Raw genomic sequence first — 24,948 nt, 5'->3', positions numbered from 1 at the left:
CTGCGCAGAAGGGTGTTGATCTGGCCGGGAGGAGCTGTTCATACTCCAACCGCCCGATCCGGCGCGTCGCGCGCTCGCTACGGCTTGTCACCAGGCCTTAAGGGCACACCGGAAGAGCCATGCCGCAGCGGCGCCCGCCGCACCGCGGCCCAGCCTGTTGTGGAGAAGGGCCCCTTGAGCGACCTCGACACCGCCACGGAACCAAGTCCCCCTGGCAGAGGGCGCGTTCGGCGTGCCCTGGCCGCAGCCGTCGCACTTGCCGTGCTGACCGGCGGCGGCGCGCTGCTCGTGCTGCGGGACGACGGCGACACCGTCTCCGACGCCAAGACCAAGCGGGCCGCGCAACCGGTCGACGAGGACGAGGCCCAGCGCCGGGCGCGCAAGAGCGGCAAGAAGGTCGAAGTCGCAGCGCTGACCGACGAGTTCTCGACCACGTACGCCAACCCTGACGGAACGTTCACCTACACGGTCTCCGTCGCCCCCCTGCGCGCGAAGAACGCCCAGGGGAAGTGGGCCCCGGTCGACACCGGCCTGCGCAAGGACGGCAAGGGCTGGCACACCGTCAACAGTCCTTATCCGGTGACGTTCTCGGCCGGCGGGAGCGGTGGAGCCGACAAGGCGTCGGCGCGCACGTCCGGTACGACCGTGCAGTCGGCGGTGTTCCGCACCGGAAGCGGAAGCGGCACCGCCGAGCAGGTCGACGACTCTGCCGAGACCTCGTGGACGCCCCTGCTGACGATGACCGCCGAGGACCACGAGATCGGGTTCGAGTGGCCGGGCGAGCTGCCCGAGCCGGTGGTCGAGGACAACCGCGCGCTGTACGAGGGCGTCCTGCCCGGCGTGGACCTTATGCTCTCCGCGCGCGACACCGGCTTCACCCACGTCCTGGTCGTCCACACGCCCGAGGCCGCGGAGCGGCTCGCCGCCGACCCGCCGCGCTACCGGGTCACCTCGTCCACTCTGTCCTTCAGCCTCGACCCCGGCACCGATGTGCTGATGGCGAAGGACGCCGAGGGCAACGAGATCGCCGTCTCCCCGACGCCGTTCCTGTGGGACTCCGCCGGGACGCACACCATCGAGGCCGAGGAGAGCGACACCGCCGCCCAGGCCGCGACCGGCACCAACGAGGACCCCGAGGTCGTCGAGGAGGCACCGGCGCGCGCGAACCCGGACGACGTCCCTGCCGACGAGGTGCCGAACGAGAATCCGGACGACACCAAGAGCAACGCCGACCCCGTTGCCTACGACGGCGTGCCGGCGGCCGCCACCGACACCCTCGCCCTGCCGGCAGTGAACGGCCCCGGTGAGGGCGCTCACGCCACTACCGCCGGAGCCGAGTTCGGCGACGGCGTGCTGACCATCACCCCGCCGAGCGCCTACCTGTCGGACACCGAGGACCTGACCTACCCGCTGTTCCTCGACCCCTCGACCACCGGCATCCGCGCCAACTGGACCACGGTCTACAAGCGGTATCCGAGCTCCAGCTTCTACGACGGCGCGAACTACAACGAGGACACGAAGGAAGCCCGCGTCGGCTTCGAGCGGGAGACCTGGGGCACGGCCCGCTCGTTCTTCCGCATGAAGCTGAAGAACTCCATCAAGGGCGCCGACGTCTCCAGCGCCACCCTGAAGGTCCTGGAGACCCACTCCTGGTCGTGCAGCAAGCGCACGGTGCAGCTGTGGGGCACGGGTGACTTCACCTCCAAGACCACCTGGAACCGCCAGCCGTCCTGGAAGCGGAAGATCACGTCGAAGTCCTTCGCCTACGGCTGGAAGTCCAACAGCTCCTGCCCGGACGCCTACGTCAACTTCACGGTCACCTCGCTGGCCCAGGACGCCGCCGACGACGGCGTGACCAGCTTCAACCTGGGCCTGGTCGCCTCGACCTCGTCCTCCGCGCCGACCGGTTCCTCCAGCGGTCTGGAGACGGACACGTACTCCTGGAAGAAGTTCAAGGCCGAGGGCGACAGCTCCCCGACCATGTCCATCACCTACAACCGGAAGCCGAACACGCCGACCTCCGTCACCATGAGCCCCGGCTCCTGCGACACCTCCGCCTCGCCGTACATCAAGGTCGGCAAGGCGGACACCATCACCATCAGCGGCAAGGCCACCGACCCGGACAGCGACCTCGCCAAGCTGGAGTTCCAGCTCTGGCAGACCGGCAAGGCCGACACCACGACCAAGACCTTCACCAAGGCCGTGGACGACGGTGAGGTCGGCGGGGTCTCGATCAAGTCGTCCCTGTCCGCCGGCGTCACCTACTCGTGGCGGGTGCGGGCCTGGGACGCCAAGGTCAGCAGCGGCTGGGCACCCACCGGCGGCGACGGCGTGTGCCGGTTCACCTACGACACCGACCTGCCCGACTCCCCCGCCCCGGTCGAGTCGACCGAATTCCCGGGTGACGACGACGGCGACAGCGAGCCCGACGTCTGGTCCGCCAAGCCCTTCGGCAACAGCGGCAGCTTCACCTTCGCGGTCGGCTCGTCCTCCGAGACGGACATCGTGAAGTTCGTCTGGTCCATCAACTCCACCAGCTACGCCGGCTACGCCTGCTCGGGTGGCGCCCAGGGCACCTCGGGCGGTCTCACCAAGTCCTGCACCACGGCCATCAAGACGGCCACCATCACCGGCATCAAGCCCCCGGCCGCCGGACCCAACACCCTGTACGTGAAGTCCGTGGACGCGGCGGGCAACATCTCGCCCACCGCCCGCAAGTACTTCTTCTACGTCCGTCCGCGCACGACCGCGGACGGCCCCGGCGACCTGAACGGAGACGGCGACGCCGACTTCGCCCATGTCACTGCCGCCGGAAACCTCTGGATCGACTCGGTTTCGCAGGACGGCACCTGGGTGTCCAGCGCCTTCGGCACCCACAACAAGGGCACCCTGATCAAGGACGGCGGCACCGCCCCGCACATCTGGGACGGGACGAGCACCTACGCCCTGGTCACCCACAACGGTGACTTCGCCCCCGGTGACGGCGTCACCGACTGGGTGGTGCGCACCCCCGAGGGCCGACTGTTCCTCTACCCGGGCGACGGCTACGGCGCGATCGACGTCAGCAAGCGCGTCGAGATCCGCCTGCCTTCCAACGCCCCCGCCCCGTCCACCTTCTCGGAGATCAAGTCGGCGGGCGACATCACCGGCGACGGCCAGCCCGAGCTGTTCGTGGCCGGCGGTACCGCAGGCGCCGAGCTGTGGGTCCTCAGCGGCTACAGCGGCGGAACGTTCAGCACGGCCACCAAGATGACGTCCTCCGCCTGGGGCGCCACCGAGCGCGACTTCGTCGCCATCGCCGACTACAACGGCGACGGCGCGGCCGACATGACCTACCGCACCGCGGCCGGCAACCTGATCCTGCGCAAGGGCGTCCTGGACAGCGGCGGCGTGGGGACGGTCCTCACCAGCCTGGGCACGTCCGCCGCGAGCCTGGACGGCGACGACACCTACGCCTCCGCCACCTTCACGTACGCCGCCTACCCGCTGATCTACGGCACGCCCGACACCACCGGTGACGGCATCCCCGACGTGTGGACGACCAACGCCGCCGGAGCCCTGCTCCTCTACGAGGGGGGCGCCACCGGCGTCGGCTCGGCGACCACGCTGAGGTCGAGCGGCTGGGACACGGTCCAGCGACTGGGCTGATCACCTACGACACCGGAAACGCCTCCGCCCCTGCCACCCCAGGCAGGGGCGGAGGCGTCTCGGGCGGACGCACGGCCCCGGCAAGCGCTGAGAACGCTCGGGCCCTGGTCGCCCCCCTTGTCCGTGAAGTACAAGGAGACGGCGCGCGGCGGGCTCGCGGTGAAACATCATCGCGTGCTGAACTCCCCTTTGCCGTACGGAAGTCGACGTTCCCCTCAGGTCTACCGCTCAGTAACCGCATGGCCCTACGCTTCGGCCAACTCGGTCGAGGTGAAGGGGAATTGGCCCATGCGGGTGGTGAGACGGCTGGCGGCGCTCTTGGGCGCCGCCGCGATGCTGGTGGGGGTGCCCGGCAACGCGCACGCGGCGTCGCCGACGTTCGCGCAGACGACGACGATCGGTACGCACAACGCGTACGAGAAGGACAAGTACACCTACTGGGCGCAGGCGTTGGACTCGGGTGCCTCGCTGCTGGAGCTGGACGTGTACGCGGACAGCGTGAACCGGCGGTGGCGGGTGAGCCACAGCAACCCGCTCGGCGACGACAACAACTGCGAGTACGCGAGCAAGCCCGGCGACCTCTACAGCAAGAACCGCAACCAGGACCTCGGCAGCTGCCTGGACAACATGGCGGCCTGGGAACAGCTGCACCCCGACCACGCGCCGATCGTGGTGAAGGTCGAGATGAAGGTCGGCTTCAACAACGACGTCGGTCTCGGCCCCGACGAGTTCGACACCCTGGTCTCGCAGAAGCTCGGCAGCAACGTCTACAAGCCGGCCGATCTGCTGGGGTCCTCGTACTCCACCCTGGACGCGGCGGCGAAGGCGAACGCGTGGCCGACGCGGGACCAGTTGAAGGGCAAGTTCATCTTCGAGCTGATCCCCGGCACGGTGGAGGAGTCCAACCCGTTCGACCACTACTGGACGGACGAGGAGTACGGCGACCATCTGCGCGACCTGTACGCGGCGGGCAACATCTCGGCGGCGCAGGCCTTCCCGGCGGTGCTCGGCGCGGCGAACGGCGACCCGCGCACGTCCCGTTACGACGCCTCGATCCGCCCGTGGTTCGTCTTCTTCGACGGTGACGCGGCGACGTACGTCAACAACGGGTACGACACGTCGTTCTACTCCGCGAACCACTACATCCTGATCATGACGGACGCGTACGGCGTCTCTCCGGCGATCTCCTCGACCGACCCGACGGACGCCGAAGTGGCCGCCCGGCTGGCGCTGTTGGCGGCGGACCACGCGAGCATCATCACCTCGGACTGGTCGGCCAAGTCGGCGTCCGTGCTGAGTTCGGTGGCCGCGAGAAGTTGACGTCCTAAGGTATGGGGTGCCGCAAACTCCTGTCCGCACCATGGAACTTCAGGGAGTCCCCCATGCTGCACGGTATCGACGTCAGCGCCTACCAGTCCTCCTCGTACGCCACGGACGGCCTCTCCTTCGCCTTCGTCAAGGCGACGGAGGGCCGTTCGTACGTCAACCCGAGACTGACGGCCCAGACGAAGACGGCCCGCGACGCCGGACTGGTCGTCGGCTTCTACCACTTCCTGTGGCCGGGCAACCTCGACGCCCAGGCCGAGTACTTCGTCCAGCACGCCCCGGAGCGGGCGGGCGACATCCTCGCCGTCGACTGGGAGACGACCAGCTCCGGCACCCACGCGAGCAACGCGGAGAAGGACCGCTTCATCCGCAAGGTGAAGGCGCTGCGCCCGAAGAACAGGGTCCTGCTCTACTGCAACCGCGACTTCTGGCTCAATATCGACGACACCTCGTACGCCGGTGACGGCCTCTGGATCGCCGACTACGTCACGGCGGGCAAGCCCCGCATCAAGGCCACGTGGCGCTTCCACCAGTACACCAGCGAACCGCACGACAAGGACGTCGCCGACTTCGCCGACAAGGCTGCGCTGAAGAAGTGGGCCGCCGAGGGCTGAGCGGCCCACGGGCAGAGCTAGCCGCGGAAGTCCGCCGGGCGTTCCGGGGACGCCTCCGCCAGGGCTTTGGTGACTCCGGCGACGCCCTCGCGCAGGCCGTAGACCGGGGTGCCGGGCTGCTGGCGCCAGGAATCGGCGAGGGTGCCCGAGTCGACCGTGTCGAAGCCGAGTTGGTCGATCAGGTCCCGTACGACGCGCTTGGCGGCCTCGTCGTCGCCGGCGACCGGGAGGGCCATGCGGTCGGGGTCGCCGGCCGGGCGGGGCCGGTCCAGGATGTCCTGGGCGAAGGTGCCGTTGAAGGCCTTGATCACGGTGTGGCCGATCTGCCGCGCGGTCCAGGCGCTCTCCGTCAGGCCCTCGTCCTCGATCCCGGCGATCCGGCCGTCCCGCTGCTGCGGGTAGTAGTTGCCGGTGTCGATCACGGTGACGTTCTCCGCGGCGCCGTCCAGCAGCCCGGCCGGCAGGTCGGGGACCGCCTTGAGCGGGACGGTGACGACCACGACCTCGGCGCCCCGCGCCGCCTCCTCGGCGCGCACCGCCGTCGCGCCGGTCTCCTCGGCGAGCGCGGCGAGCGTCTCGGGGCCGCGCGAGTTCGCGACGGAGACGTCGTGGCCGAGGGCGGTGAGCCGCCGGGTGAGGTTGCCGCCGATGTTGCCCGCCCCGATGATGCCGATCTTCATGACTGGCCCTTCCATGGTCGATGCACACGCATACGTCTCACGGGCGTCAACCTGGGCGGTCCGCGGACTATTCCGGGGGGGGACCGGACGGATGACGGTACTCAGACCCGTACGACGATCTTGCCCGTGTGCCCGTGTGCCCGTGTGCCCGTTGGACTCCACCAGGCGACGGGCGTCCCGGACACGGTCGAGGCCGTCGAAGACCTCGCCGCCGACCGGCCGGAAGCCGCCGTCGGACAGCCCGGCGGCCAGGAAGGCGGCGGAACGGCGACGGCCCGCCGGGTCGCCGGTGAGGACTTGGTTGGCGTAGGTGTAAATGGTGAAGGGCCAGGTCCGGGGAATTTCGGCGGCGCGGAAGGGACCGTCGGCACGAGAAAGGGGGCGCCCGTCGGCGCCCCCTTCACCGTGCGCGTCGACCGCGCGCGTCACTTGTTCAGGTAGGCCCAGAACTCGTCGAACGACAGGACCTTGTCGCCGTTCAGGTCACGCGTCTTGATGATGACCTCGGCCACCGACTCGGTGACGTTCCAGTCGCCCTCCTGAGCGAGAGCGGCCTTGAACTCGGCGGCGGTGATGACCCCGTCGCCGTCGGTGTCGATCCGCTCAAACTCCTTGCGCGCTGCTTCGATGTCCGCCACCGATCCGCCCCTTTTTGTCGCGTTTCCTCTGTCTTACCGGCGTACTGCCGCAGGTCAGACTAACCGCCCGTGCGCGCCCGCAGCGCGGCCCCCACCCAGGCGAACTCCTCGGCGTAGGTGTGCACGGGCGTTCCCTTGAGGATGCCCAGCAGTTCGCGGTAGCGGGCGAGCCTCGGGTTGTGGGTCGCGTCGACGCGCTCCAGGACCGCGGCGTGGTCGGTGTCGCCGAGCAGATCCCGCAGAACCTGGTCGGCCTGCGGCGACTCGGGATCGATCCCGCGCTCGCGCGCCTTTCCCACCAGTTCGACCAGCCGCTTGGCGAACCACCTGGACGCCCCGGCCGGGGTGTCGGGGCCCCGTCCCGCGTGGTTGAGCTCGGCCGCCCTGCGCATCTGCGCCCGGAATTCCGGGTCCTGCACCAGTTCGGCCAGCTCCACCCAGGCGTCGACCTGTTCCGGTGTCGGGTCGTCCGGGAGGTTCACGGCGGTGTTCCGCATGCGCTCCCGGATGTCCGGGTCCGCGAGGTCCAGCCCGTGGAACATCTCCTCCACGAACTCCTCCATGATCCGCCTGCGCTCGGCCGCGGACAGCCGCGCGAGTTTGTTCATCAGGGTCATCTCCTCCGCACTCGAACCACGTCGTGCCACGGTCGACAGCACCGCGCGGGTCACCCTCAGCGAGCTGATCTGCGCGTCCAGCGCCGCCACGTGCGCCGCCGCGACCTCCGCCACCGTCCGCTCGCCGTCCAGCACCCGGCGTACGTCGGTGAGGCCGAGCCCCAGCTCGCGCAGGGTGCGGATCAGTTCGAGGCGGGCCGCGGACTCGGCGTCGTAGAGCCGGTAACCGCCCGCGGAGCGGCCCACCGGGGTGAGGACGCCCGCGTCGGACCAGTAGCGGATGGTGCGCACGGTCAGTCCGGTGGACCGCGCCAGCTCGCCGATGGTGAAAAGCCCGGTGCTGTCATCGATCATGTCTGCGAGTCTGGGCCTTCCAGTGGGTGGAGACTCAAGGAGCGCCGTCATGGAGACTTTGCGGGACATTCTCGACGCGGCGGCCCGCGGTGTCCTCCCGCCCGCGGACGGAAGCACGACGGTCGTCCCGCAGGCCTGCGAACGGGACGCGGGCGTCCTCGCGTTCACCGCGCACGCCGTCGTCTTCACCGACGAGGATCCCGACTGGGTGAACGACGCCCTGCGCGCCGCCGGCTGCGACGCGCTCGCCGCGCCGATGAACCCCCGGTTCCTGGCGGCGTTCATCGAGCGCACGGGGCGTACGGCCGAGACCATCGACGCGATGCTGGTCGGCGGGCCGCTGCCGGGTGAGCCGCCGGTCGCGCTGCGGGAGATCGAGGACGGCGCGCATCCGCGGATCGTGTACGCCCGCGGCCGGCGCGACGACGTGCGGGCGTGGACGACGGACGGCGGGGTGCTGGTGACGGGCCGCGGGGTCGGCGGCCGGCTGGAGGTGTCGGTCGAGGTCGACGAGGCGGTACGGCACCGGGGACTCGGCCGCTCGCTGGTGAGGGCCGCCCGGCATCTCGTCGCCGAGCCGCTGTGGGCCCAGGTGGCGCCGGGGAACGCCCGCAGCCTGCGGACGTTCCTGGCGGCCGGCTACCGGCCGGTGGGCGCGGAGGCGCTGCTGCTCGAGCGTGGCTGAGTCAGCGGAAGATGCCGGTGTGGCCGAGGGAGTAGCGGCCCGGCTGGGGGTAGACCGCGAGGCCGTGCGGGCCGCTGCCGACCTTGATGCGGGCGAGTTGTTCGCCCGTGCGCGTGTCGATGGCGTACACCTCGGCGTTGTAGCGGCCGGACAGCCACAGCACCTTGCCGTCGGCGGAGACGCCGCCCATGTCGGGGCTGCCGCCGTGCGGCAGACGCCACTTCTTGGTGAGCCTGTTCTCGGCGAAGTCGAAGACGGAGATGGTGCCCTCGCCGCGGTTGGAGATGTACATCTCGCGCGAGTCGCGGCTGATGTAGAGGCCGTGGGCGCCCTTGCCGGTGGGCAGGAGGGACGGCTTGGCGAAGGTGTCGCCGTCGAGGATCCACACGCCGTCGGCCATCATGTCGGCGATGTAGAACCGCTTGCCGTCGGGCGAGATCTTGACGTCCTGCGGCATGGAGCCGTGGAACGGCAGCTTCTGCTGCCCGATCACCTTCATCTTCTCGGTGTCGACCTTCAGCAGTTCGCCGCTGAACTCGCAGGAGACGATGAAGTAGCGGCCGTCGGCGGAGAAGTCGGCGTGGTTGACGCCGTAGCAGCTGACCGGGACCGTCTTCACCCGCTCCATGGTGTGCGCGTCGCGGAAGACGAGCTGGCGGTCGAGGGAGGCCATCACGATGGCGTACTTGCCGTTCGGCGTGAAGTAGAGGTTGTACGGGTCGTGCACGTCGACCGGCTTGCCCGCCTTGCCGGTGCGCGGGTCGATGGGGGTGAGGGTGTTGCCGCGGTCGTTGTTGACCCACAGCGTCTTCATGTCCCAGGAGGGCACCACGTGCTGGGGCTGGACGCCGACCGGGATCGTCTCGATGACCTGGTACGTCTTCGGGTCGATGACCGAGACGGTGTTGGAGTTGGTGTTGGGGACGTATACCCGGGACGGGAAGTCCCGGACGACCGGGGAGAGCCGGTTCGGGCGGTCCGCGGCGTACACGTCCTTCGGGTCGAGGACCGGGGGCATGCCGGGCAGCCCCTGCACGGCCTTGGGCTGCGCCGGGGCGACGGGCGCCTTGCTGCCGAGCGCCTCGTCCTTGTGCCCGCTGGAGCCCTGACTGCAGGCGGCAAGGGAGGCGAGGGCGACGGTCACGACGAGGGCGTGGGCGATTCGGGTGCGCTGCATTCGGGGGCGTTGCGTTCGGGTGCGCTGCATCAACTGAACAACTCCGTGGTGGTCACCGCGGCCAGACCGCGGTGGGCGAGTCCTTCCAGTACGGCGGGGAGGGCGGCGACCGTGTCCGGATACCCGAAATGCATACTCACCACGGAGCCGCCCCGCACCTCGGCCAGCACCTTCCGGGTGATGGCGGTGGCGCCGGGCCGCGTGTAGTCGAGCGAGTCGACGTCGTACGACAGGACGTGCGGGTACCCGGCGTCCCGGGCCAGACGGGCGACCAGGGGGGAGGCCTGCGGGGCGCGGGAGGGGCGGAACCAGGTGCCGATGGAGCCGGTGAGGTGCCGCAGGCGGTCGGCGCACGCGGTGATCTCGGTACGGGCCTCGGCCTCGGACATCGTGTCGATGGCCAGGTGCCGTTGGGTGTGATTGCCGAGGTCGTGGCCGCCGTCGAGGATGCGGCGGGCGATGTCCGGATGCTCGTCCAGCCAGGTGCCGACGGCGAGCACGGTCAGGTGCGCGCCGCGCTTCTCGGCCTCGGTCAGCAGGGAGTGGGCGATGGCGGGGTCGCCCTGCCCGTGGAAGGTGAGGGCGACCCGGGGGCGGGTGCGGGGGCCGTGGGTGAGCTGGGCGGGCTCACCCGGGTAGCGGCGGGGGCCGGGGGCCGCTTCCGGGGCCCGGGCCGAGGGGTCGGGGGACGTCGTGGGCGACGCGGCGGACGCGGGATGTGCGACGGCGCCGTGCGTGGCACATCCGGCGGTGAGGGCGCCTGCGGCGAGGAGGCCGGCACCCGTGCGCAGGGCCGTGCGGCGGTCGGTCGGGGTCACCCGCACCATTTAAGGGGCGTCAGGTAAGAAAACGGCTGATTGCCACGATTGGGGACGATTTCCGGTTCGCGGCGAGCATAATCCCCCGCCGGACCGCACCCGGCCCCCGGGCCTGTCTGACAATTCCCGTCGTCCGCCCGCCGGCGGCCCGCGCGGCGTCACGGGCAAGGGCCACGTGGGCGGTTCGGCAACACGACTGAGGGCGCCCCATCTCGGTGAGCGCGTGCCAGGCGTCGCACGGCAGGCGTCGCACGGCAGGCGTCGCGCGGCAGGCGGGAGCTGTCAGACGGGCCCTAGCGGTCGGGGACGCGCATTTCGAACCAGGTTGTCTTGCCGCGGGGGAGCAGGTCGACGCCCCAGCGGTCGGCGAGCTTGTCGACCAGGAACAGGCCCCGGCCGCTGATGTCCATGTCCTGAACCGGCATCAGACAGGGCAGCCCCCGGGAGGGGTCGCGGACCTCGATGCGGATCCAGCCCCGGCGGCGCCGCATGCGCAGGCCGAACACCCGGGCGCCGGTGTGCCGGACGGCGTTGCCGACGAGCTCCGAGACCAGCAGGACCGCGTCCTCGGTCATCTTCGGGGTGAGCCCCCAGTGCCGGAGCACCACGACCTGGGCGAGCCGGCGGGCGGTGGCGGCGGACTCGGGGCGGGACGGCAGGGGGACCTCGGCCTCGGTCGGGTTGCCGAACAACTCCAGCGCCTTGAGCGCTCGTTCGTCCTCGACCGCAGGCGACCAGCGCGCCGCGGTCGCACGGCCCTGTCCCCGCGGCTGTTCGATGCCCTCCAGCCCCGCCATGCCCCCCATCATGGCCGCCCACGGGGCTCTCCGGGGCCGTTCCGAAGGAATACACCCCCCGGAGCCTGTCATTCCGAACCCGTCGATCGGCATATGCCAGAGGCAGTTCGGCGGCCTCAACAGCCTGTCTGACCTGCGGCGAAGGCTCTGCTGAAGGCAATCGACGGGGCCCCTCGGCAAGGCAGACTTAAGGTTGCCTTAAGGCTCCCATAAACCGCCCCAACGAGGGACCCCGGATCAGACACCGCGTCAATTGCAAGGGGTTCAGAGGAACTTCGCCTTGCCGGGCCCCTCCTCCACGAAGCTGCGCATGCCCCGCTCCCGGTCCTCGGTGGCGAACAGGCCCGCGAACCAGTTCCGTTCGACCGCGAGTCCGGTCTCGATGTCCGTCTCCAGACCGGTGTCCACCGCCTCCTTCGCGGCCCGCAGCGCGAGCGCCGGGCCCTGCGCCAGCCTCGCCGCCCACGCGTGCGCGGCGGAGTACACCTCGTCGGCCGGGACGACGCGGTCCACCAGGCCCAGGGTCAGCGCCTCGTCCGCCTTGACCATCCGGCCGGTGAAGATCAGGTCCTTGGCCCTGGACGGGCCGATCAGCCGGGACAGCCGCTGGGTGCCGCCGGCGCCGGGGATCAGGCCGAGCAGGATCTCCGGCTGGCCGAGCTTGGCGTTGTCCGCGGCGATCCGGTAGTCGGCGCACAGGGCGAGCTCGCAGCCGCCGCCGAGGGCGTAGCCCGTGATCGCCGCGACCACCGGCTTGGGGATGCGGGCGACCGCCGTGAACGAGTCCTGCAGGGCGCGGGCGCGCAGGACCATCGCCGTGTGGTCCATGTTCTGCATCTCCTTGATGTCCGCGCCCGCGGCGAACACCTTCTCCCCGCCGTAGACGATCACGGCCCGGACGTCCGCACGCCGGGTCGCCTCCTCGGCGAGCTCCTTGAGCCGGTCCTGCGTGGCGACGTCCAGGGCGTTCATGGGCGGCCGGTCGAGCCGGACGGTGCCGACGCCTTCGGCGACTTCGAGATTCACGGTCATGAGGGCAGGTTAACGTGCGCTAACGACATCGGCCCCGGTGCCGTAGCTCACACCGGGGCCGTACGTCGGCGGTCGTCTACTTCTTCCAGTCGCTCCAGGACATGTTCCAGCCGTTGAGGCCGTTGGCCGGGTCGACCGTCCTGTCGTCGGAGTTCTTCACCGTGACCACGTCCCCGACGAGGGAGTGGTCGAAGAACCAGGCGCCCGGCAGACCGCGGTCGTAGCCGCCGCGCTCGTCGCGCAGGCCGATGCAGCCGTGGCTGGCGTTGTAGTTGCCGAAGGCGCCGCCGCCCCAGTAGTTGCCGTGGGCGAAGGTGCCGGAGTCGGTCAGGCGCATGGCGTCCGGGACGTCCTTGATGTCGTACTCGCCGCCGTAGCCGACCGTGTCGCCGTTCATACGGGTCACCCGGAGCTTCTCGCTGATGACCATCTGGCCGTTCCAGGTGTCGTAGCCGGGCTTGCCGGTGGTGACGGGCAGGGTCTTGAAGACCTTGCCGTCGCGCATCACCTTCATGGTGTGCTTCTTGGCGTCCACGATCGAGACCTGGTTGCGGCCGATGGTGAACTTCACGGTCTTGGCCTGCTTGCCGTAGACCCCCGGACGGCCTTCCACGCCGTCGAGGTTCAGGCTGACGGTGACCTTGGTGCCGGACTTCCAGTACTGCTCGGGCCGGAAGTCGAGGCGGTCGTTGCCGAACCAGTGGCCCTCGACGTCGACGGCCGGCTCGGTCTTGATGCTGATGGCCTTCTCGACGTCCTCGGGGTGCGTGATGCCCCGGGTGAAGCGGATCGAGAACGGCATCCCGACGCCGACCGTGGAGCCGTCCTCGGGGGTGAAGCTGCCGATGAAGGTGTTCTTCGGAGTGAGCGTGGTGAAGCTGGAGTCCTCGGCGGCCTGCCGGCCCTCGGAGTCCTTGGCGACCGCGTGCACGGTGTACTTGGTGGACGCCGCCAGATGCGTGGCCGGCGTCCAGGAGGCGCCCCCGTCGGTGATGGACCCGGATATCGCCTCGCCCTTGGCGTCCTTGACCTCGACCTGCGTCAACCTGCCCTTGCTCGCCGTGACCTTGAGGGCGCCGCTGGTGTCGACGGAGCTCGCGCCGTCCTTGGGGGCGATGGCGACGACGGCCTCGGACTGCTTGCTCTGCGCGCTGTCCGCGCCCTTGCCCTTGCCGTCACCGGAACCGGACCCGGAGCCCGAGCCGCCCCCTCCGCACGCGGTGACGGTGAACAGCAGGGCGCCGAGTATCAGCGCCGGCACCCCCTTGCCCCTCCGGCTGCCCCGCTGACGCGCTCGGCTCCCGTGTGCGTCCCCCGACGCCCCCGATATCGGTCGCACGTTCAACTGGTTCTCCCCTCCCGGGCCTGGTCAGGCCCCTCCCCTGTGCGCCAGGCGAGCGCATTGGCGCATATTAACCGCAGGGTTTTGAGATTCGTGTCAGCTGAAGGTCACCGTTCTGTCGCAACATCAACTGCCCGCTTTCCACTCCTTCCACCCCATGTTCCACCCGCCGAGTCCGTTGTCGGGAGCGACCTTTTTGTCATTGCTGTGGACGACCTCGACGACGTCCCCGACGAGACTGCGGTCGAAGAACCAGCCGGCGGGGGTGTCGGAGCCGCCGCCCTTGACGTCCCTGAGCCCCACGCAGCCGTGGCTGACGTTGACGTGTCCGGGGGCGTCCGGCGCCCAGTAGTTGCCGTGGACGAAGGTGCCGGAGTCGGTCAGGCGCATGGCGTGCGGGACGTCCGGGATGTCGTACTCGCCGCCGAAGCCGACCGTGCGGCTGTTCATGCGGGTGACCTCGAGCATCTCCATCACCACCATCTTCCCGTTGTAGGTGGTGTGCTCGGGCGAGCCGGCCGTGATGGGCACGGTCGCCAGCAGCGCGCCGTCCCGCCGTACCTCCATGGTGTGCCGGGCCGCGTCGACCAGGGAGACCTGGCTGCGGCCGACGGTGAAGGAGAACGTCTTGTACTGGATGCCGTAGACGCCCCGCGCCCCCTCGACGTCCCGCAGCCGCAGATCGACGGTGACCCGGGTGCCGGGCTTCCAGTAGTGCTCGGGGCGGAAGTCGAGGCGGTCCTTGCCGAACCAGTGCGGGCGGATCTCGACGGGTGGGCGGGCGGTGACCCGGATCGCCCGCTCGACGGCCTCGCGGTTGTCGATCTCCCGGTTGAACCCCAGGGAGACGATCATCCCGGTGCCGACGACCGCCCGGTTCTCGGGGGTGACGTACCCGACGAACCGTTCGTCGGGGACGTAGGTGGTGAAGGTCGTGTGCCGCGCGGATCTGCGTCCGTGGCCGTCCAGTGCGACCGCGTCGACGGTGTACTTGGCGGCCAGCGCGAGACGCGGGTCGGTCGGCTCCCAGCGCAGTCCGTCGTCGGAGACGCGGCCGGGGACGTCGGTGTCCTGCGCGTCCTGGGACCTGACGACCTTCACCGACTCAAGACGCCCGCTGGGCACCCGGACCACCAGCCGCCGGTCGGGGCGTACGTCCTTGCTGCCGTCGTCGGGGGTGACGCGGATGACGTCCTCGGGGGCCGGGGGTTTGCCGAACACCTCGTCGATACCGCCGCCGTGCGAAGTGCAGCCGGCCAGCAGTCCTGCCCATGTCAGTACGGCGGCCAGCGCGGCCCCCGCGCGCCGCGCGCGCCTGTGTGCATGCCTCACGGACTCCCCAACGATCAGGCACGCCCCGGGGAAACGTGAGTGCGAGGCAAGGTCTGGGCAGAACTGTGGGGAGGGCGACGCGAAGGGGAGCCGCGGCCGGGACGCCGTGCGCTCCTGCCAGGTCGTTCCGGGAGCCGTGGGAGGCGGTCTGGTGTCCAGCGCAGCCGAGCAGGAGGCGGTGACGGAGGAGCGCGCCGCTCCGGCCGCCGCCGTGAACGGGGCACCGCGCAGGGTGCCCGCGGTGCCGGTGCGGCCGGGTGCGCCGACGCCGCTGGGGGCCAGGTTCCGGGTCGGTCCGGACGGGGTGGCGGGGACCAACTTCGCGCTGTGGGCCGGCGGGGCGGAGGCGGTGGAGCTGTGCCTGTTCGACGAGGGCGGCAAGGAGACCCGGGCTCGGCTGACCGAACTCACGCACGAGATCTGGCACGGCTTCGTGCCGGGGGTCATGCCGGGGCAGCGGTACGGCTACCGGGTGCACGGCCGCTGGGACCCGTGGACCGGCGGCCGCTGGAACCCGGCGAAGCTGCTGCTCGACCCGTACGCCCGCGCGGTGGACGGCGACTTCGGCCTGCCGCCCGAGGTGTACGGGCACGTCCGTGACTGGCCGCAGCAGCATGTCGCCGACACCGTCCGCGACGACCGGGACTCGGCGCCGTACGTCCCCAAGGGCGTCGTCGTCCACGACGACGACGACTGGTCGGACGACCGCCGGCCCAAGACCCCGTGGGCGGACTCCGTCATCTACGAACTGCACGTGAGGGGCTTCACCAAGCTGCACCCCGGCATCCCGGAGGAGCTGCGCGGCACGTACGCCGGTCTCGCGCATCCGGCGGCGGTCGAGCACCTGGTGAAGCTGGGCGTCACGGCGGTCGAGCTGCTCCCCGTCCACCAGTTCGCCCACGAGGACCACCTGCTGCGCCGGGGGCTGAGGAACTACTGGGGCTACAACTCCATCGGCTACTTCGCCCCGCACGCCGCGTACGCCGCCTCCGGCACGACGGGGCAGCAGGTCGGCGAGTTCAAGCGGATGGTGCGCGCGCTGCACGCGGCCGGCATCGAGGTGATCCTGGACGTCGTCTACAACCACACGGCGGAGGCGGGCGAGCTGGGCCCGACGCTCTCCCTGAAGGGCATCGACAACCGCGGCTACTACCGGCTCCAGTCGGACGCGCGGCGCTACGCCGACTACACGGGCTGCGGCAACACCCTGCACGTGGTCCAGCCGCACGTCCTGCGCCTGATCACCGACTCCCTGCGCTACTGGGTCACCGAGATGGGCGTCGACGGCTTCCGCTTCGACCTGGCGGCCGCGCTGGCCCGCTCCATGCACGACGTCGACATGCTGTCGCCGTTCCTCGCGGTGATCGCGCAGGACCCGGTGCTCAGGCGGGTGAAGCTGATCGCCGAGCCGTGGGACGTGGGCTCGGGCGGCTACCAGGTCGGCGCCTTCCCCTCGCTGTGGACGGAGTGGAACGACCGTTACCGCAACGCCGTGCGGGACTTCTGGCGGGGCGCGCTGCCGGACGTACGGGACCTGGGCTACCGGCTGTCGGGCTCCAGCGACCTGTACGCCTGGGGCGGGCGCCGCCCCTACGCCTCCGTCAACTTCGTCACCGCGCACGACGGCTTCACCCTGCGCGACCTGGTGTCGTACGAACGCAAGCACAACGAGGCCAACGGCGAGGGCAACCGGGACGGCACCGACGACAACCGGGCGTGGAACTGCGGGGCGGAGGGCGAGACGGACGACGAGCGGGTCCGGGGGCTCAGGCGCCGTCAGCTGCGCAATCTGCTGACCACCCTGCTGCTGTCGACGGGCGTGCCGATGCTGGTCGCCGGCGACGAACTCGGCCGCACGCAGCGGGGCAACAACAACGCCTACTGCCAGGACAACGAAATCAGCTGGCTGGACTGGGAGTTGCTGCAACAGCCCGGCTGGCGGGCGCTGTTCGACCTCACCTCCCGGCTGATCGCCCTGCGCCACCGGCATCCGGTGCTGCGCCGCCGCGCCTTCTTCTCGGGCCGCGCCCACTCCGCGGACGGACTGCGCGACCTGGCCTGGTTCACCTCCCGCGGCACGGAGATGACCGAACGCGACTGGTACGCGCCCGCCGGCACGCTCGGTATGTACCTCTCCGGCCGGGACATCCCGGGCCGCGACGAACACGGCGACCCCGTCCTCGACGACAGCTTCCTCGCCGTGCTGCACGCCGGCGACCGTCCCGTCGCCTTCCAGCTGCCGGGTCCGCCGTGGGCGGAGCGGTACGAGGTGGTCGTCGACACGTCGAGGGAGTCGCAGGCGGAGGAGCCGGGGGTGGAGCACCGGGCGGGCACGGTGGTGACGGTGCCGGCGCGGGCGGTGTTGCTGTTGCGGGTGGTGGGCTGAGGCCCTGCCCGGACTGGGTTGAGGCCCTACCCGGACTGGCCGAGGATGCCCCGCTGGTACGCGGTGGCCACCGCCGCCGCGCGGTCGCTGACGCCCAACTTGGTGTACAGGTGGGTGAGATGGGTCTTCACGGTCGCCTCGCTGATGAACAGTTCGCGGGCGATCTCCCGGTTGGAGGTGCCCCGGGCGACCAGGGCGAGGACCTCGCGCTCGCGGATGGAGAGGGGTTCGTTGCCGGGGGCGCGGACGGCGGAGACCAGGCGGGAGGCGACGGCCGGGGACAGGACGGTACGGCCGTCCGCCGCCGCCCGGACGGCGCTGAACAGCTCGTCGCGGGGGGCGTCCTTGAGGAGGTAGCCGGTGGCGCCGGCCTCGATCGCGGGCAGGGTGTCGGAGTCGGTGTCGTACGTCGTCAGGACCAGGATCCTGGCGCGGGCGCCGCGCCGGGTCAGCTCGCGGATGGCGTCCACTCCCCCGCCGGCCGGCATGCGCAGGTCCATCAGGACGACGTCCGGGTCGAGTTCGGCCACGCGGTCCACGGCCTCGACCCCGCCCGAGGCCTCGCCGAGGACGGTGAAGCCGGGCGCGGACTCGAACATGCCGCGCAGGCCGTCGCGCACGACCGGGTGGTCGTCGACGATCAGCAGGGTCACGAGGTCACTGGTCATGGCGGACCAACGGTACGCGAGCCGACAGCGCCGTGCCGTGCCCCGGCTCGGACTCCACGGTGAGCGTGCCGGCGATGCGTTCGGCGCGGGCCCGCATGCCGTCGAGGCCGAAGCCGCCGGTGCTGGTGCGGGCGGGGACGGTGAGCGGCTCGAAGCCGGTGCCGTCGTCGCGGATGTCGAGGATGACCTCCTCGCCGAGGAAGGAGAGGGTGACGCCGACCCGGGTGGCGCGGGCGTGCCGGGCGGCGTTGGACAGGGCCTCCTGGACGATCCGCAGCAGGGTGGCGGAGACCTCCTCGTGGAGCTGTTCGGCGGTGCCGGTGACGGTGAACTCGGCGCGCACCCCGGTCCGTTCGCCCCATTCGGCGACGGTCTTCTTGAGCGCTTCGGGCAGGCCGTCGTTCTCCAGGGCGACCGGGGCGAGGTTGTGCACGGAGCGGCGGGCCTCGCCGAGGCTGTGCCGGGCCAGTTCCATGGCGCGGTCCAGGTGTCGGCGGGCCGGCTCCCGTTCGGGGGTGTTGGCGACGACCTGGAGCTGGGCGATGATGCCGGTCAGGCCCTGGGCGATGGTGTCGTGGATCTCGGCGGCGAGCCGCCGGCGTTCGTCGGCGACGCCCGCTTCCCGTGCCTGCACGAGGAGTTGGGCGTGCAGGGCGGCGTTCTCGTCGAGCGCCTGCTGCAGGGCGGCGTTGGTGCGCTCGAGTTCGGCGATGGTCTCCTTGCGCTCGTGGGAGCGCCGGGTCTCCTCCGTGGTGAGGTGGGCGACCACCATCTGCAGTCCGGAGTTGAAGGCCAGGAGCGCGGCGAACACCAGCCACTGGAGCCCGCTGGTGAACGGCATCCCGCCGGTCTGCGCCGCGGCCACCGTGATCGCGCTCGCGAACAGACCGAGCCGCTGCCACCTGCTGCCCGGGATCGTCTCGTCGGCGTCCATGTAGCCGCTGGCGGCGTAGAAGGCGAAGAACGGGTTGAGCCAGGTCAGGGCGAAGGCGAGGGCCCACCGGACCACGTAGTACACCGTGCCGAGCCGGGACGGGGTGCGGGCCGGGTCGGGCCGGCGCAGCCGGTGTCCGTGCCACAGCAGCTGGAGGACGACCGCGCAGCCGACCAGGGCCCAGCCGGTGTACCACTTGGCCGGATGGGCCTCCGGGTCGGCCATGGCGATCGCGGGAGCGAGACCGGTGGCGAGCAGGGCGTAGGGCCCCCAGGTGTGCAGTTGGTCCCAGCGCCGCTCGATTTGCCGGTCCCTCGCCGTCATGTCCCCAGTCTGCACGGCCCCGTCCCTACTCCCAGCGGAACCAGCGGCCGGCGGCGCCGGTCAGCAGCAGGATCCACACCACCAGCACTCCCAGGTGGCCCCACCCCGGCCAGTGCCCGGCGGCCGCCCGGTTCAGCGCCTGCGCCGCCGCGCCGAAGGGGGTGTACCCGACGATCCTGCCCATCAGACGCGGCATGGACTGCACCGGCAGCCAGACCCCGGCGCAGAACATCGCGGGGAAGAACACGGCCGATCCGATCGCTCCGGCGATCTTCGTCGTGCGGGACAGCGCGGACACCACCGATCCGAGGGCGAGGGCGGCCAGTACGGCGAGGACGAGCGCGAGGCCGTATCCGAGCGGCTGCTTCGGCAGGCGTACGTCGAAGCCGAGCCGGCCGACCGCGAGGGCGAGCAGCGCCGACGCGAGGGCGGCGGCGCCGTACACCACCATCTGCGCGGACAGCAGGGCGGACGGGCGGACCGGTGTGGTGGCCATCCGGCGCAGGATCCCGCGCTCCCGGTAGCCGGTGAGGGTCTGCGGCATGGACTGCAGGCCCCCGACGATCAGACCGAGCAGGACGGCCACCGGGACGTAGACGTCGATGGTGCGCAGTCCGCCGAGGTCGCTCTGGTGCTCCCGGAACCCGGGGATCGAGCCGAGGATCACCAGCAGCAGGGTGGGGAAGAGCAGGATCCAGAAGACGGCGCCGGGTTCGCGGCCGAAGAGCCGGACCTCGGTGCGCAGTACGGCGGTGCTCATGACGCTGTCTCCTTCGTGTCGGCCTTCGTCAGGTCGAGGAAGGCGTCGTCGAGCGTGGCGTCCACGACGCGGAGCTGGTGGGCGGTGACGCGGTGGCGGGCGAGGAGGGTGATGACGGCGTTGACCGTCTCGTCGGTGCCGGCCAGCGTGATCCGGCCGTCCTTGTGCTCGACGGACGCGAGCGCGGGGAGGGCCTGGAGGTCGGCGTCGTCCAGTGGTGCGGACGGGGTGAAGCTGATGACGGTGGCGCCCGCCGAGCGGCGGATCAGACCGGCGGGGGTGTCCAGGGCGGCCACCCGTCCCTGGTCGATGACGGCGATCCGGTCGCACAGCCGCTGTGCCTCCTCCATGAAGTGGGTGACCAGCAGGACGGTCACCCCGCTCGCCCGGACGTCCTCGATGAGCTGCCAGGTGTCCCGGCGGGCCCTGGGGTCCAGGCCGGTGGTGAGTTCGTCGAGGACGACGACGCGCGGGTTGCCGACCAACGCCAGGGCGATGAACAGGCGTTGCTTCTGACCGCCCGACAGCTTGCCGAACCGGGTGGAGAGCTTCGGGGTGAGGCCCAGCCGCTCGGCGAGCGGCGCCCAGTCGAGCGGGTGCGGATAGAAGGAGGCGTACAGCCGCAGTGCCTCGCGGACGGTGAGCTTGGGCTGCAGCTCGCTCTGCTGCAGCTGGGCGCCGAGCACGCGGGCCACGCGCGCGTGCTCGGCGACGGGGTCGAGGCCGGTGACGCGGACGCGGCCGCCGTCGGGGACGCGCAGCCCCTCGACGCACTCGACGGTGGTGGTCTTGCCGGCGCCGTTCGGGCCGAGGATCCCGAAGATCTCGCCCTCCTCGACGGCGAAGGAGACGCCGTCGACGACGGGCCGGCCGCCGTAGGACTTGCGCAGTTCGCTGACTTCGATGACGGACATGGCAGCAGGTTCGCGGTGGGCGGCCCGCCGCCACATCGGCCGTCGCGCTCGAAGGCGCATCAACCGATCGGTTGATGCCGCTGTACGACCCCTCGAACGCGCAGGTCGTAGGACCAGCGGCCGAGACCGGTCCGGCCAAAACTCGGTGGGCGTTGTCAGTGCCGGTCCGTAGGCTCGCCTTGATGCCCACGACACGTGCAACCACCAAGGACCGATCGGCCGTACGCACCCTGCTGCGTCTGTGGCCCTATGTCCGGCCCGTGCGGGCGCGGCTGCTGACCGCCGCCGTCGTGGCGATCCTCGCCTCCTGTGTGGGTCTGGTCATCCCGCTGGTCCTGAAGTGGATGGTGGACGGTCCGGTCGCCGACCGGGACCCGGCCGGCGTGTGGCTGGGGGCGCTGTACCTGCTGCTGCTCGGCGTCGGGGAGGCGGTGCTGTTCGGGCTGCGGCGCTGGCTGGTGGCCCGCCCGCTGTCGAGCGTCGAGGCGGGCATGCGGGCGGATCTGTACCGGCATCTGCAGCGGCTGCCGGTGGCCTTCCACGACCGCTGGGCCTCGGGCCAGTTGCTGTCGCGGGGCACCACGGACCTGATGCTGCTGCGCATGTTCCTGGCCTTCCCGCTGACGTTCCTGCTGGTCAACGCCGTGACCATTCTCATCGGCGTGGTCATCATGGTGCTCCAGGACTGGACGCTGGGGCTGGTGATCCTCGGTCCGGCCGTGCCCGTGATGGTCATGTGCGTGATCTTCGAGAAGCGGTACGCGCATGTGGCGCGGCTCGCGCAGGACCAGGTCGGCGATCTGACGACGGTCGTCGAGGAGAGCGTGCTCGGCATCCGCATCATCAAGGGGTTCGGCCGGCACCGCAGCCAGGCACGGGCGTTCCGGGAGCTGGCGCGGACCCTGCGGGGGACGGAGCTGCGCAAGGCGGGGCTGCTGGCGACGATCTGGGCGGTCGTCGTCACCCTGCCCGAGGTCGCCATCGGCGCGGCGCTGGTGGTGGGTTCGGTGCAGGTCGCCGACGGCTCGCTGACCGCGGGGACGCTGGTCGCGTTCCTGTCGACGGCCCTGGCGCTGCGCTGGCCGGTGGAGTCGATCGGCTTCCTGCTGGCGATGAGCCAGGAGGCGGCGACGGCGACCGAGCGGTACTTCGAGGTGATGGACGAGGCGCCGGAGGACCCCGCCGCCGGCGCCACCGCACGGCCCTCCGGGGAACGCGGACTGCGCTTCCACGACGTCCGCTTCCGCTACCCCGACGCGCCGCCCGACTCCCCGCCCGTCCTCGACCACGTCGACCTGCACATCCGGCCCGGCGAGTCCATGGCCCTCGTCGGCGCCACCGGGAGCGGCAAGACGACCCTCACCGCGCTCGTCCCCCGCCTGCACGAGGTGACGTCCGGCCGCATCACCCTGGACGGCGCGGACATCGCCGCCATGTCCCGCGAGGAACTGCGCGCCCAGGTCGCCATGGCCTTCGAGGAGCCCACGCTCTTCTCGGCGAGCGTCGGCGAGAACGTCCTCATGGGCGCGGGCGACAGCGCGGGGGACGCCGAGCTGAACCGCGCCCTCGCCGTGGCGCAGGCCGACTTCGCGCACGCCCTCCCGCAGGGCACCGACACCCAGGTCGGCGAGCAGGGCCTCAGCCTCTCCGGCGGCCAGCGGCAGCGGCTGGCGCTCGCGCGGGCGGTCGTCGGCAGACCCAGGTTCCTGGTCCTGGACGACCCGCTGTCCGCGCTGGACGTGCACACGGAAGCCGCCGTGGAGGCCGCCCTGCGGGACGTCCTCGCCGACACCACCGCCCTGATCGTGGCCCACCGCCCCTCCACCGTCCTGCTCGCCGACCGGGTCGCCCTGCTCTCCGGCGGCCGCATCACCGCCGTCGGCACCCATCACGAACTGCTGCGCACCAACGCCGAGTACGCCCATCTGATGTCCGGCACCGAGGAAGCGGAGGACGAGCGATGACGGCCCCGACGACGTCCGTCCCGACGGCCGACGACGAACCGGACCTGCCCCGCCCCAAGGACGCCGACGACCCCTTCGACCGGGACGTCCTGCCCACGCCCCCGGGCGCCACCCGCGCGCTGCTGCGCTCCCTGCTCGCGCCCATGAGGGCCCGGGTCGCCTTCACCAGCTTCCTGCTGCTGCTCCAGCAGGCGGCGGTGCAGGCGGGCCCGCTGCTGGTGGCGTACGCGATCGACAGCGCCGTACCGGCGTTCCGGCGCGACGACCACGGTCCGCTGATCGCGGTCGGCGCCGGGTACCTGCTGTGCGCGCTGGTCTCCGGCGGGCTGCAGTACGCGTTCGTCATCGCCTCCACCCGCGTCAGCCAGGACGTGCTGCTCGACCTGCGCGGCCGGATCTTCCGTCACGCCCAGGCGCTCAGCATCGACTTCCACGAGCGCTACACGAGCGGCCGTCTCATCTCCCGCTCCACCACGGACGTCGAGTCGCTGCGGGAGCTGCTGAACGAGGGTCTGCAGGAGCTGGTGACGGTCGTCCTGTCGTTCGTCTACATCTCGGCGATGCTGCTCTGGCTGGACCTCGGCCTCGGCGCGGTCGCGGTGGCGTCCTTCGTGCCGCTGTATCTGCTCGTACGGGTCTACCGGCGGCGTGCGGTGCGGGTGTACCGGCTGCGCTCCACCGCCATCGCCGCCGTCATCGTGAAGTTCGTCGAGACGATGAACGGCATCCGCCCGGTGCGCGCGTTCCGCCGCGAGGACGCCAACGACGCCGACTTCCGGGTGCTCAACCGGCGGCACGAACGGGTCAACGGCGACGCCCTGCTGGAGATGGCCCGCTATGTGATCGGCTCCCGCCTGGTCGCCAACACGGCGGTCGCGGTGATCGTGCTGTGGGGCGCCTACCGGGTCGCGGGCGGCTCGCTCGAACTCGGCGTGCTGGCCGCGGCGGTGCTCTATCTGCGCCGCCTGTACGACCCGATCGACCGGCTCGGCATGTTCCTGAACTCCTACCAGTCGGCGGCCGCCTCCCTGGAGAAGATCGCCGGGCTGCTCGCCCAGACCCCGTCCGTCCCCGCCCCGTCCGAGCCCCGGGAACTGCCGCCGCTGAAGAGCGAACACCCGGGCCGCGAGGTCGTCTTCGACGGCGTCCGCTTCGGCTACCGCACCGGCGGCGAGGTCCTGCCCCGCTTCGACCTGACCCTCCCCGCCGGGCAGACGGTCGCCGTCGTCGGCTCGACGGGCGCCGGCAAGTCGACGCTGGCCAAGCTGCTCGCCCGCTTCTACGACCCCTCCGACGGCCGGGTGCTCCTGGACGGCGTCGACCTGCGCGACCTGGCCGTGCCCGAACTGCGGCGCGGGGTGGTGATGGTGACGCAGGAGGCGTTCCTGTTCTCCGGCACGGTCGCCGAGAACATCGCCATCGGGCGGCCGGACGCGACGCGGGAGGAGATCGAGCGGGCCGCGAAGGCGATCGGCGCGCACGAGTTCATCAGCTCCCTGCCCGACGGCTACGACACCGACGTACGCAAGCGCGGCGGGCGCATCTCGGCCGGCCAGCGCCAACTGGTCGCCTTCGCCCGGGCCCTGCTCGCCGACCCGGCCGTGCTCATCCTCGACGAGGCGACCAGCTCCCTCGACATCCCGGGCGAACGGGCCGTGCAGCGCGCCATGCTGACCGTGCTGCGCGGCCGTACGGCCGTGGTGATCGCGCACCGGCTGTCGACGGTGGAGATCGCGGACCGGGTCCTGGTCATGGAGCACGGCCGGATCGTCGAGGACGGCACCCCGGCCGACCTCATCGCCGGCACGGGCCGGTTCGCCGACCTGCACCGGGCCTGGCGCGACAGCCTGGCGTGAGAACCGCACTGCCCCGGACCGGGGATTAATTCGATGGGCAACCCGTCCTCACCGTCGGTAACCTCCAACTCCGCCGGTGCAC

20 protein-coding genes are annotated in these 24,948 nt (G+C 71.1%); 7 read left to right on the top strand and 13 right to left on the bottom strand.

The window, feature by feature from the left end:
- Positions 1 to 174: 174 nt before the first annotated feature.
- The 3 genes from MKW14_RS20880 to MKW14_RS20870 all read left to right on the top strand — a co-directional run bounded on the left by MKW14_RS20880 (position 175) and on the right by MKW14_RS20870 (position 5,588).
- A complete protein-coding gene (locus tag MKW14_RS20880) occupies positions 175 to 3,648 on the top strand; it encodes an FG-GAP-like repeat-containing protein (RefSeq protein WP_240864452.1) in 3,474 nt (1,157 codons plus the stop codon).
- A 288-nt stretch (positions 3,649 to 3,936) separates the two neighbouring features.
- Complete coding sequence (locus MKW14_RS20875; RefSeq protein WP_240864451.1) at positions 3,937 to 4,968, top strand: phosphatidylinositol-specific phospholipase C domain-containing protein; 1,032 nt, start codon at positions 3,937 to 3,939, stop codon at positions 4,966 to 4,968.
- A gap of 62 nt (positions 4,969 to 5,030) precedes the next feature.
- Positions 5,031 to 5,588, top strand: a complete 558-nt coding sequence (locus MKW14_RS20870; protein WP_240864450.1) for a glycoside hydrolase family 25 protein — start codon at positions 5,031 to 5,033, stop codon at positions 5,586 to 5,588.
- A 17-nt stretch (positions 5,589 to 5,605) separates the two neighbouring features.
- Here MKW14_RS20870 and MKW14_RS20865 read toward each other — a convergent pair whose 3' ends face one another.
- The 3 genes from MKW14_RS20865 to MKW14_RS20855 form a co-directional block, all read right to left on the bottom strand.
- Positions 5,606 to 6,268 (bottom strand): NADPH-dependent F420 reductase, encoded by a 663-nt coding sequence (locus MKW14_RS20865; RefSeq protein WP_240864449.1) that lies wholly within the window; start codon positions 6,266 to 6,268, stop codon positions 5,606 to 5,608.
- Positions 6,269 to 6,693: 425 nt separating this feature from the next.
- Positions 6,694 to 6,906: an EF-hand domain-containing protein gene (locus MKW14_RS20860; RefSeq protein ID WP_240864448.1), complete on the bottom strand. Its 213-nt coding sequence runs from the start codon at positions 6,904 to 6,906 to the stop codon at positions 6,694 to 6,696.
- A 59-nt stretch (positions 6,907 to 6,965) separates the two neighbouring features.
- Positions 6,966 to 7,877, bottom strand: coding sequence for a MerR family transcriptional regulator (locus MKW14_RS20855; RefSeq protein ID WP_240864447.1), 912 nt, complete (start codon positions 7,875 to 7,877; stop codon positions 6,966 to 6,968).
- 49 nt (positions 7,878 to 7,926) lie between these two features.
- Between MKW14_RS20855 and MKW14_RS20850 the strand changes: the two genes are divergently transcribed.
- Positions 7,927 to 8,562: a GNAT family N-acetyltransferase gene (locus tag MKW14_RS20850; RefSeq protein WP_240864445.1), complete on the top strand. Its 636-nt coding sequence runs from the start codon at positions 7,927 to 7,929 to the stop codon at positions 8,560 to 8,562.
- 1 nt (position 8,563) lies between these two features.
- On the opposite strand, the gene MKW14_RS20845 is transcribed toward MKW14_RS20850, so the two are convergent.
- The 6 genes from MKW14_RS20845 to MKW14_RS20820 form a co-directional block, all read right to left on the bottom strand.
- On the bottom strand, positions 8,564 to 9,739 hold the full coding sequence (locus MKW14_RS20845) for a YncE family protein (protein WP_240864443.1): 1,176 nt from the start codon (positions 9,737 to 9,739) through the stop codon (positions 8,564 to 8,566).
- A gap of 29 nt (positions 9,740 to 9,768) precedes the next feature.
- The gene (locus MKW14_RS20840) at positions 9,769 to 10,566 is read right to left on the bottom strand and encodes a polysaccharide deacetylase family protein (protein ID WP_240864441.1); all 798 of its coding nucleotides are present in this window, start codon (positions 10,564 to 10,566) and stop codon (positions 9,769 to 9,771) included.
- 284 nt (positions 10,567 to 10,850) lie between these two features.
- A complete protein-coding gene (locus MKW14_RS20835) occupies positions 10,851 to 11,354 on the bottom strand; it encodes an ATP-binding protein (RefSeq protein ID WP_240864439.1) in 504 nt (167 codons plus the stop codon).
- A gap of 264 nt (positions 11,355 to 11,618) precedes the next feature.
- Positions 11,619 to 12,386 carry an enoyl-CoA hydratase/isomerase family protein gene (locus MKW14_RS20830; protein ID WP_240864437.1) on the bottom strand — a complete coding sequence of 256 codons (768 nt, stop codon included), beginning with the start codon at positions 12,384 to 12,386 and terminating at the stop codon, positions 11,619 to 11,621.
- A gap of 76 nt (positions 12,387 to 12,462) precedes the next feature.
- Positions 12,463 to 13,731: a L,D-transpeptidase gene (locus tag MKW14_RS20825; RefSeq protein WP_374116582.1), complete on the bottom strand. Its 1,269-nt coding sequence runs from the start codon at positions 13,729 to 13,731 to the stop codon at positions 12,463 to 12,465.
- Positions 13,732 to 13,854: 123 nt separating this feature from the next.
- Positions 13,855 to 15,060, bottom strand: a complete 1,206-nt coding sequence (locus tag MKW14_RS20820) for a L,D-transpeptidase (RefSeq protein ID WP_240864433.1) — start codon at positions 15,058 to 15,060, stop codon at positions 13,855 to 13,857.
- A 151-nt stretch (positions 15,061 to 15,211) separates the two neighbouring features.
- Here MKW14_RS20820 and glgX point away from each other — a divergent pair, with 151 nt between their 5' ends.
- On the top strand, positions 15,212 to 17,446 hold the full coding sequence (gene glgX, locus MKW14_RS20815; protein WP_240864431.1) for a glycogen debranching protein GlgX: 2,235 nt from the start codon (positions 15,212 to 15,214) through the stop codon (positions 17,444 to 17,446).
- Between the two features lie 26 nt (positions 17,447 to 17,472).
- Here the strand turns inward: glgX and MKW14_RS20810 are convergent, their stop codons facing one another.
- From MKW14_RS20810 to MKW14_RS20795, 4 genes are read right to left on the bottom strand one after another with little or no spacing between them, the layout of a single operon-like run.
- A complete protein-coding gene (locus MKW14_RS20810) occupies positions 17,473 to 18,114 on the bottom strand; it encodes a response regulator (protein WP_240864429.1) in 642 nt (213 codons plus the stop codon).
- Complete coding sequence (locus MKW14_RS20805) at positions 18,104 to 19,372, bottom strand: sensor histidine kinase (protein ID WP_240864428.1); 1,269 nt, start codon at positions 19,370 to 19,372, stop codon at positions 18,104 to 18,106. The genes MKW14_RS20810 and MKW14_RS20805 overlap by 11 nt, the downstream gene beginning before the upstream one ends.
- 25 nt (positions 19,373 to 19,397) lie before the next feature.
- A complete protein-coding gene (locus tag MKW14_RS20800) occupies positions 19,398 to 20,132 on the bottom strand; it encodes an ABC transporter permease (protein WP_240864425.1) in 735 nt (244 codons plus the stop codon).
- Entirely contained in the window at positions 20,129 to 21,046 is a 918-nt protein-coding gene (locus tag MKW14_RS20795) for an ABC transporter ATP-binding protein (RefSeq protein WP_240864423.1), read from the bottom strand. The genes MKW14_RS20800 and MKW14_RS20795 overlap by 4 nt, the downstream gene beginning before the upstream one ends.
- Positions 21,047 to 21,228: 182 nt before the next feature.
- On the opposite strand from MKW14_RS20795, the gene MKW14_RS20790 reads away from it, so the two are divergent.
- Positions 21,229 to 23,010 (top strand): ABC transporter ATP-binding protein, encoded by a 1,782-nt coding sequence (locus tag MKW14_RS20790; RefSeq protein ID WP_240864421.1) that lies wholly within the window; start codon positions 21,229 to 21,231, stop codon positions 23,008 to 23,010.
- Entirely contained in the window at positions 23,007 to 24,866 is a 1,860-nt protein-coding gene (locus MKW14_RS20785) for an ABC transporter ATP-binding protein (protein WP_240864419.1), read from the top strand. Before MKW14_RS20790 ends, MKW14_RS20785 begins: the two co-directional genes overlap by 4 nt.
- The last annotated feature ends 82 nt before the right edge of the window (positions 24,867 to 24,948 follow it).

Origin of the sequence: Streptomyces gilvus (assembly GCF_022513565.1) — a bacterium.
GTDB lineage: Bacteria > Actinomycetota > Actinomycetes > Streptomycetales > Streptomycetaceae > Streptomyces > Streptomyces gilvus.
This window is presented reverse-complemented; position numbering and strand designations above follow the sequence as displayed.

Coding starts and splice junctions, on each gene's coding strand:
- MKW14_RS20875 (WP_240864451.1), top strand. CDS start 3,937: ATGCGGGTGGTGAGACGGCTGGCGGCGCTCTTGGGCGCCGCCGCGATG.
- MKW14_RS20870 (WP_240864450.1), top strand. CDS start 5,031: ATGCTGCACGGTATCGACGTCAGCGCCTACCAGTCCTCCTCGTACGCC.
- MKW14_RS20865 (WP_240864449.1), bottom strand. CDS start 6,268: ATGAAGATCGGCATCATCGGGGCGGGCAACATCGGCGGCAACCTCACC.
- MKW14_RS20855 (WP_240864447.1), bottom strand. CDS start 7,877: ATGATCGATGACAGCACCGGGCTTTTCACCATCGGCGAGCTGGCGCGG.
- MKW14_RS20850 (WP_240864445.1), top strand. CDS start 7,927: ATGGAGACTTTGCGGGACATTCTCGACGCGGCGGCCCGCGGTGTCCTC.
- MKW14_RS20845 (WP_240864443.1), bottom strand. CDS start 9,739: ATGCAGCGCACCCGAATCGCCCACGCCCTCGTCGTGACCGTCGCCCTC.
- MKW14_RS20840 (WP_240864441.1), bottom strand. CDS start 10,566: ATGGTGCGGGTGACCCCGACCGACCGCCGCACGGCCCTGCGCACGGGT.
- MKW14_RS20835 (WP_240864439.1), bottom strand. CDS start 11,354: ATGGCGGGGCTGGAGGGCATCGAACAGCCGCGGGGACAGGGCCGTGCG.
- MKW14_RS20830 (WP_240864437.1), bottom strand. CDS start 12,386: ATGACCGTGAATCTCGAAGTCGCCGAAGGCGTCGGCACCGTCCGGCTC.
- MKW14_RS20810 (WP_240864429.1), bottom strand. CDS start 18,114: ATGACCAGTGACCTCGTGACCCTGCTGATCGTCGACGACCACCCGGTC.
- MKW14_RS20805 (WP_240864428.1), bottom strand. CDS start 19,372: ATGACGGCGAGGGACCGGCAAATCGAGCGGCGCTGGGACCAACTGCAC.
- MKW14_RS20800 (WP_240864425.1), bottom strand. CDS start 20,132: ATGAGCACCGCCGTACTGCGCACCGAGGTCCGGCTCTTCGGCCGCGAA.
- MKW14_RS20795 (WP_240864423.1), bottom strand. CDS start 21,046: ATGTCCGTCATCGAAGTCAGCGAACTGCGCAAGTCCTACGGCGGCCGG.
- MKW14_RS20790 (WP_240864421.1), top strand. CDS start 21,229: ATGCCCACGACACGTGCAACCACCAAGGACCGATCGGCCGTACGCACC.
- MKW14_RS20785 (WP_240864419.1), top strand. CDS start 23,007: ATGACGGCCCCGACGACGTCCGTCCCGACGGCCGACGACGAACCGGAC.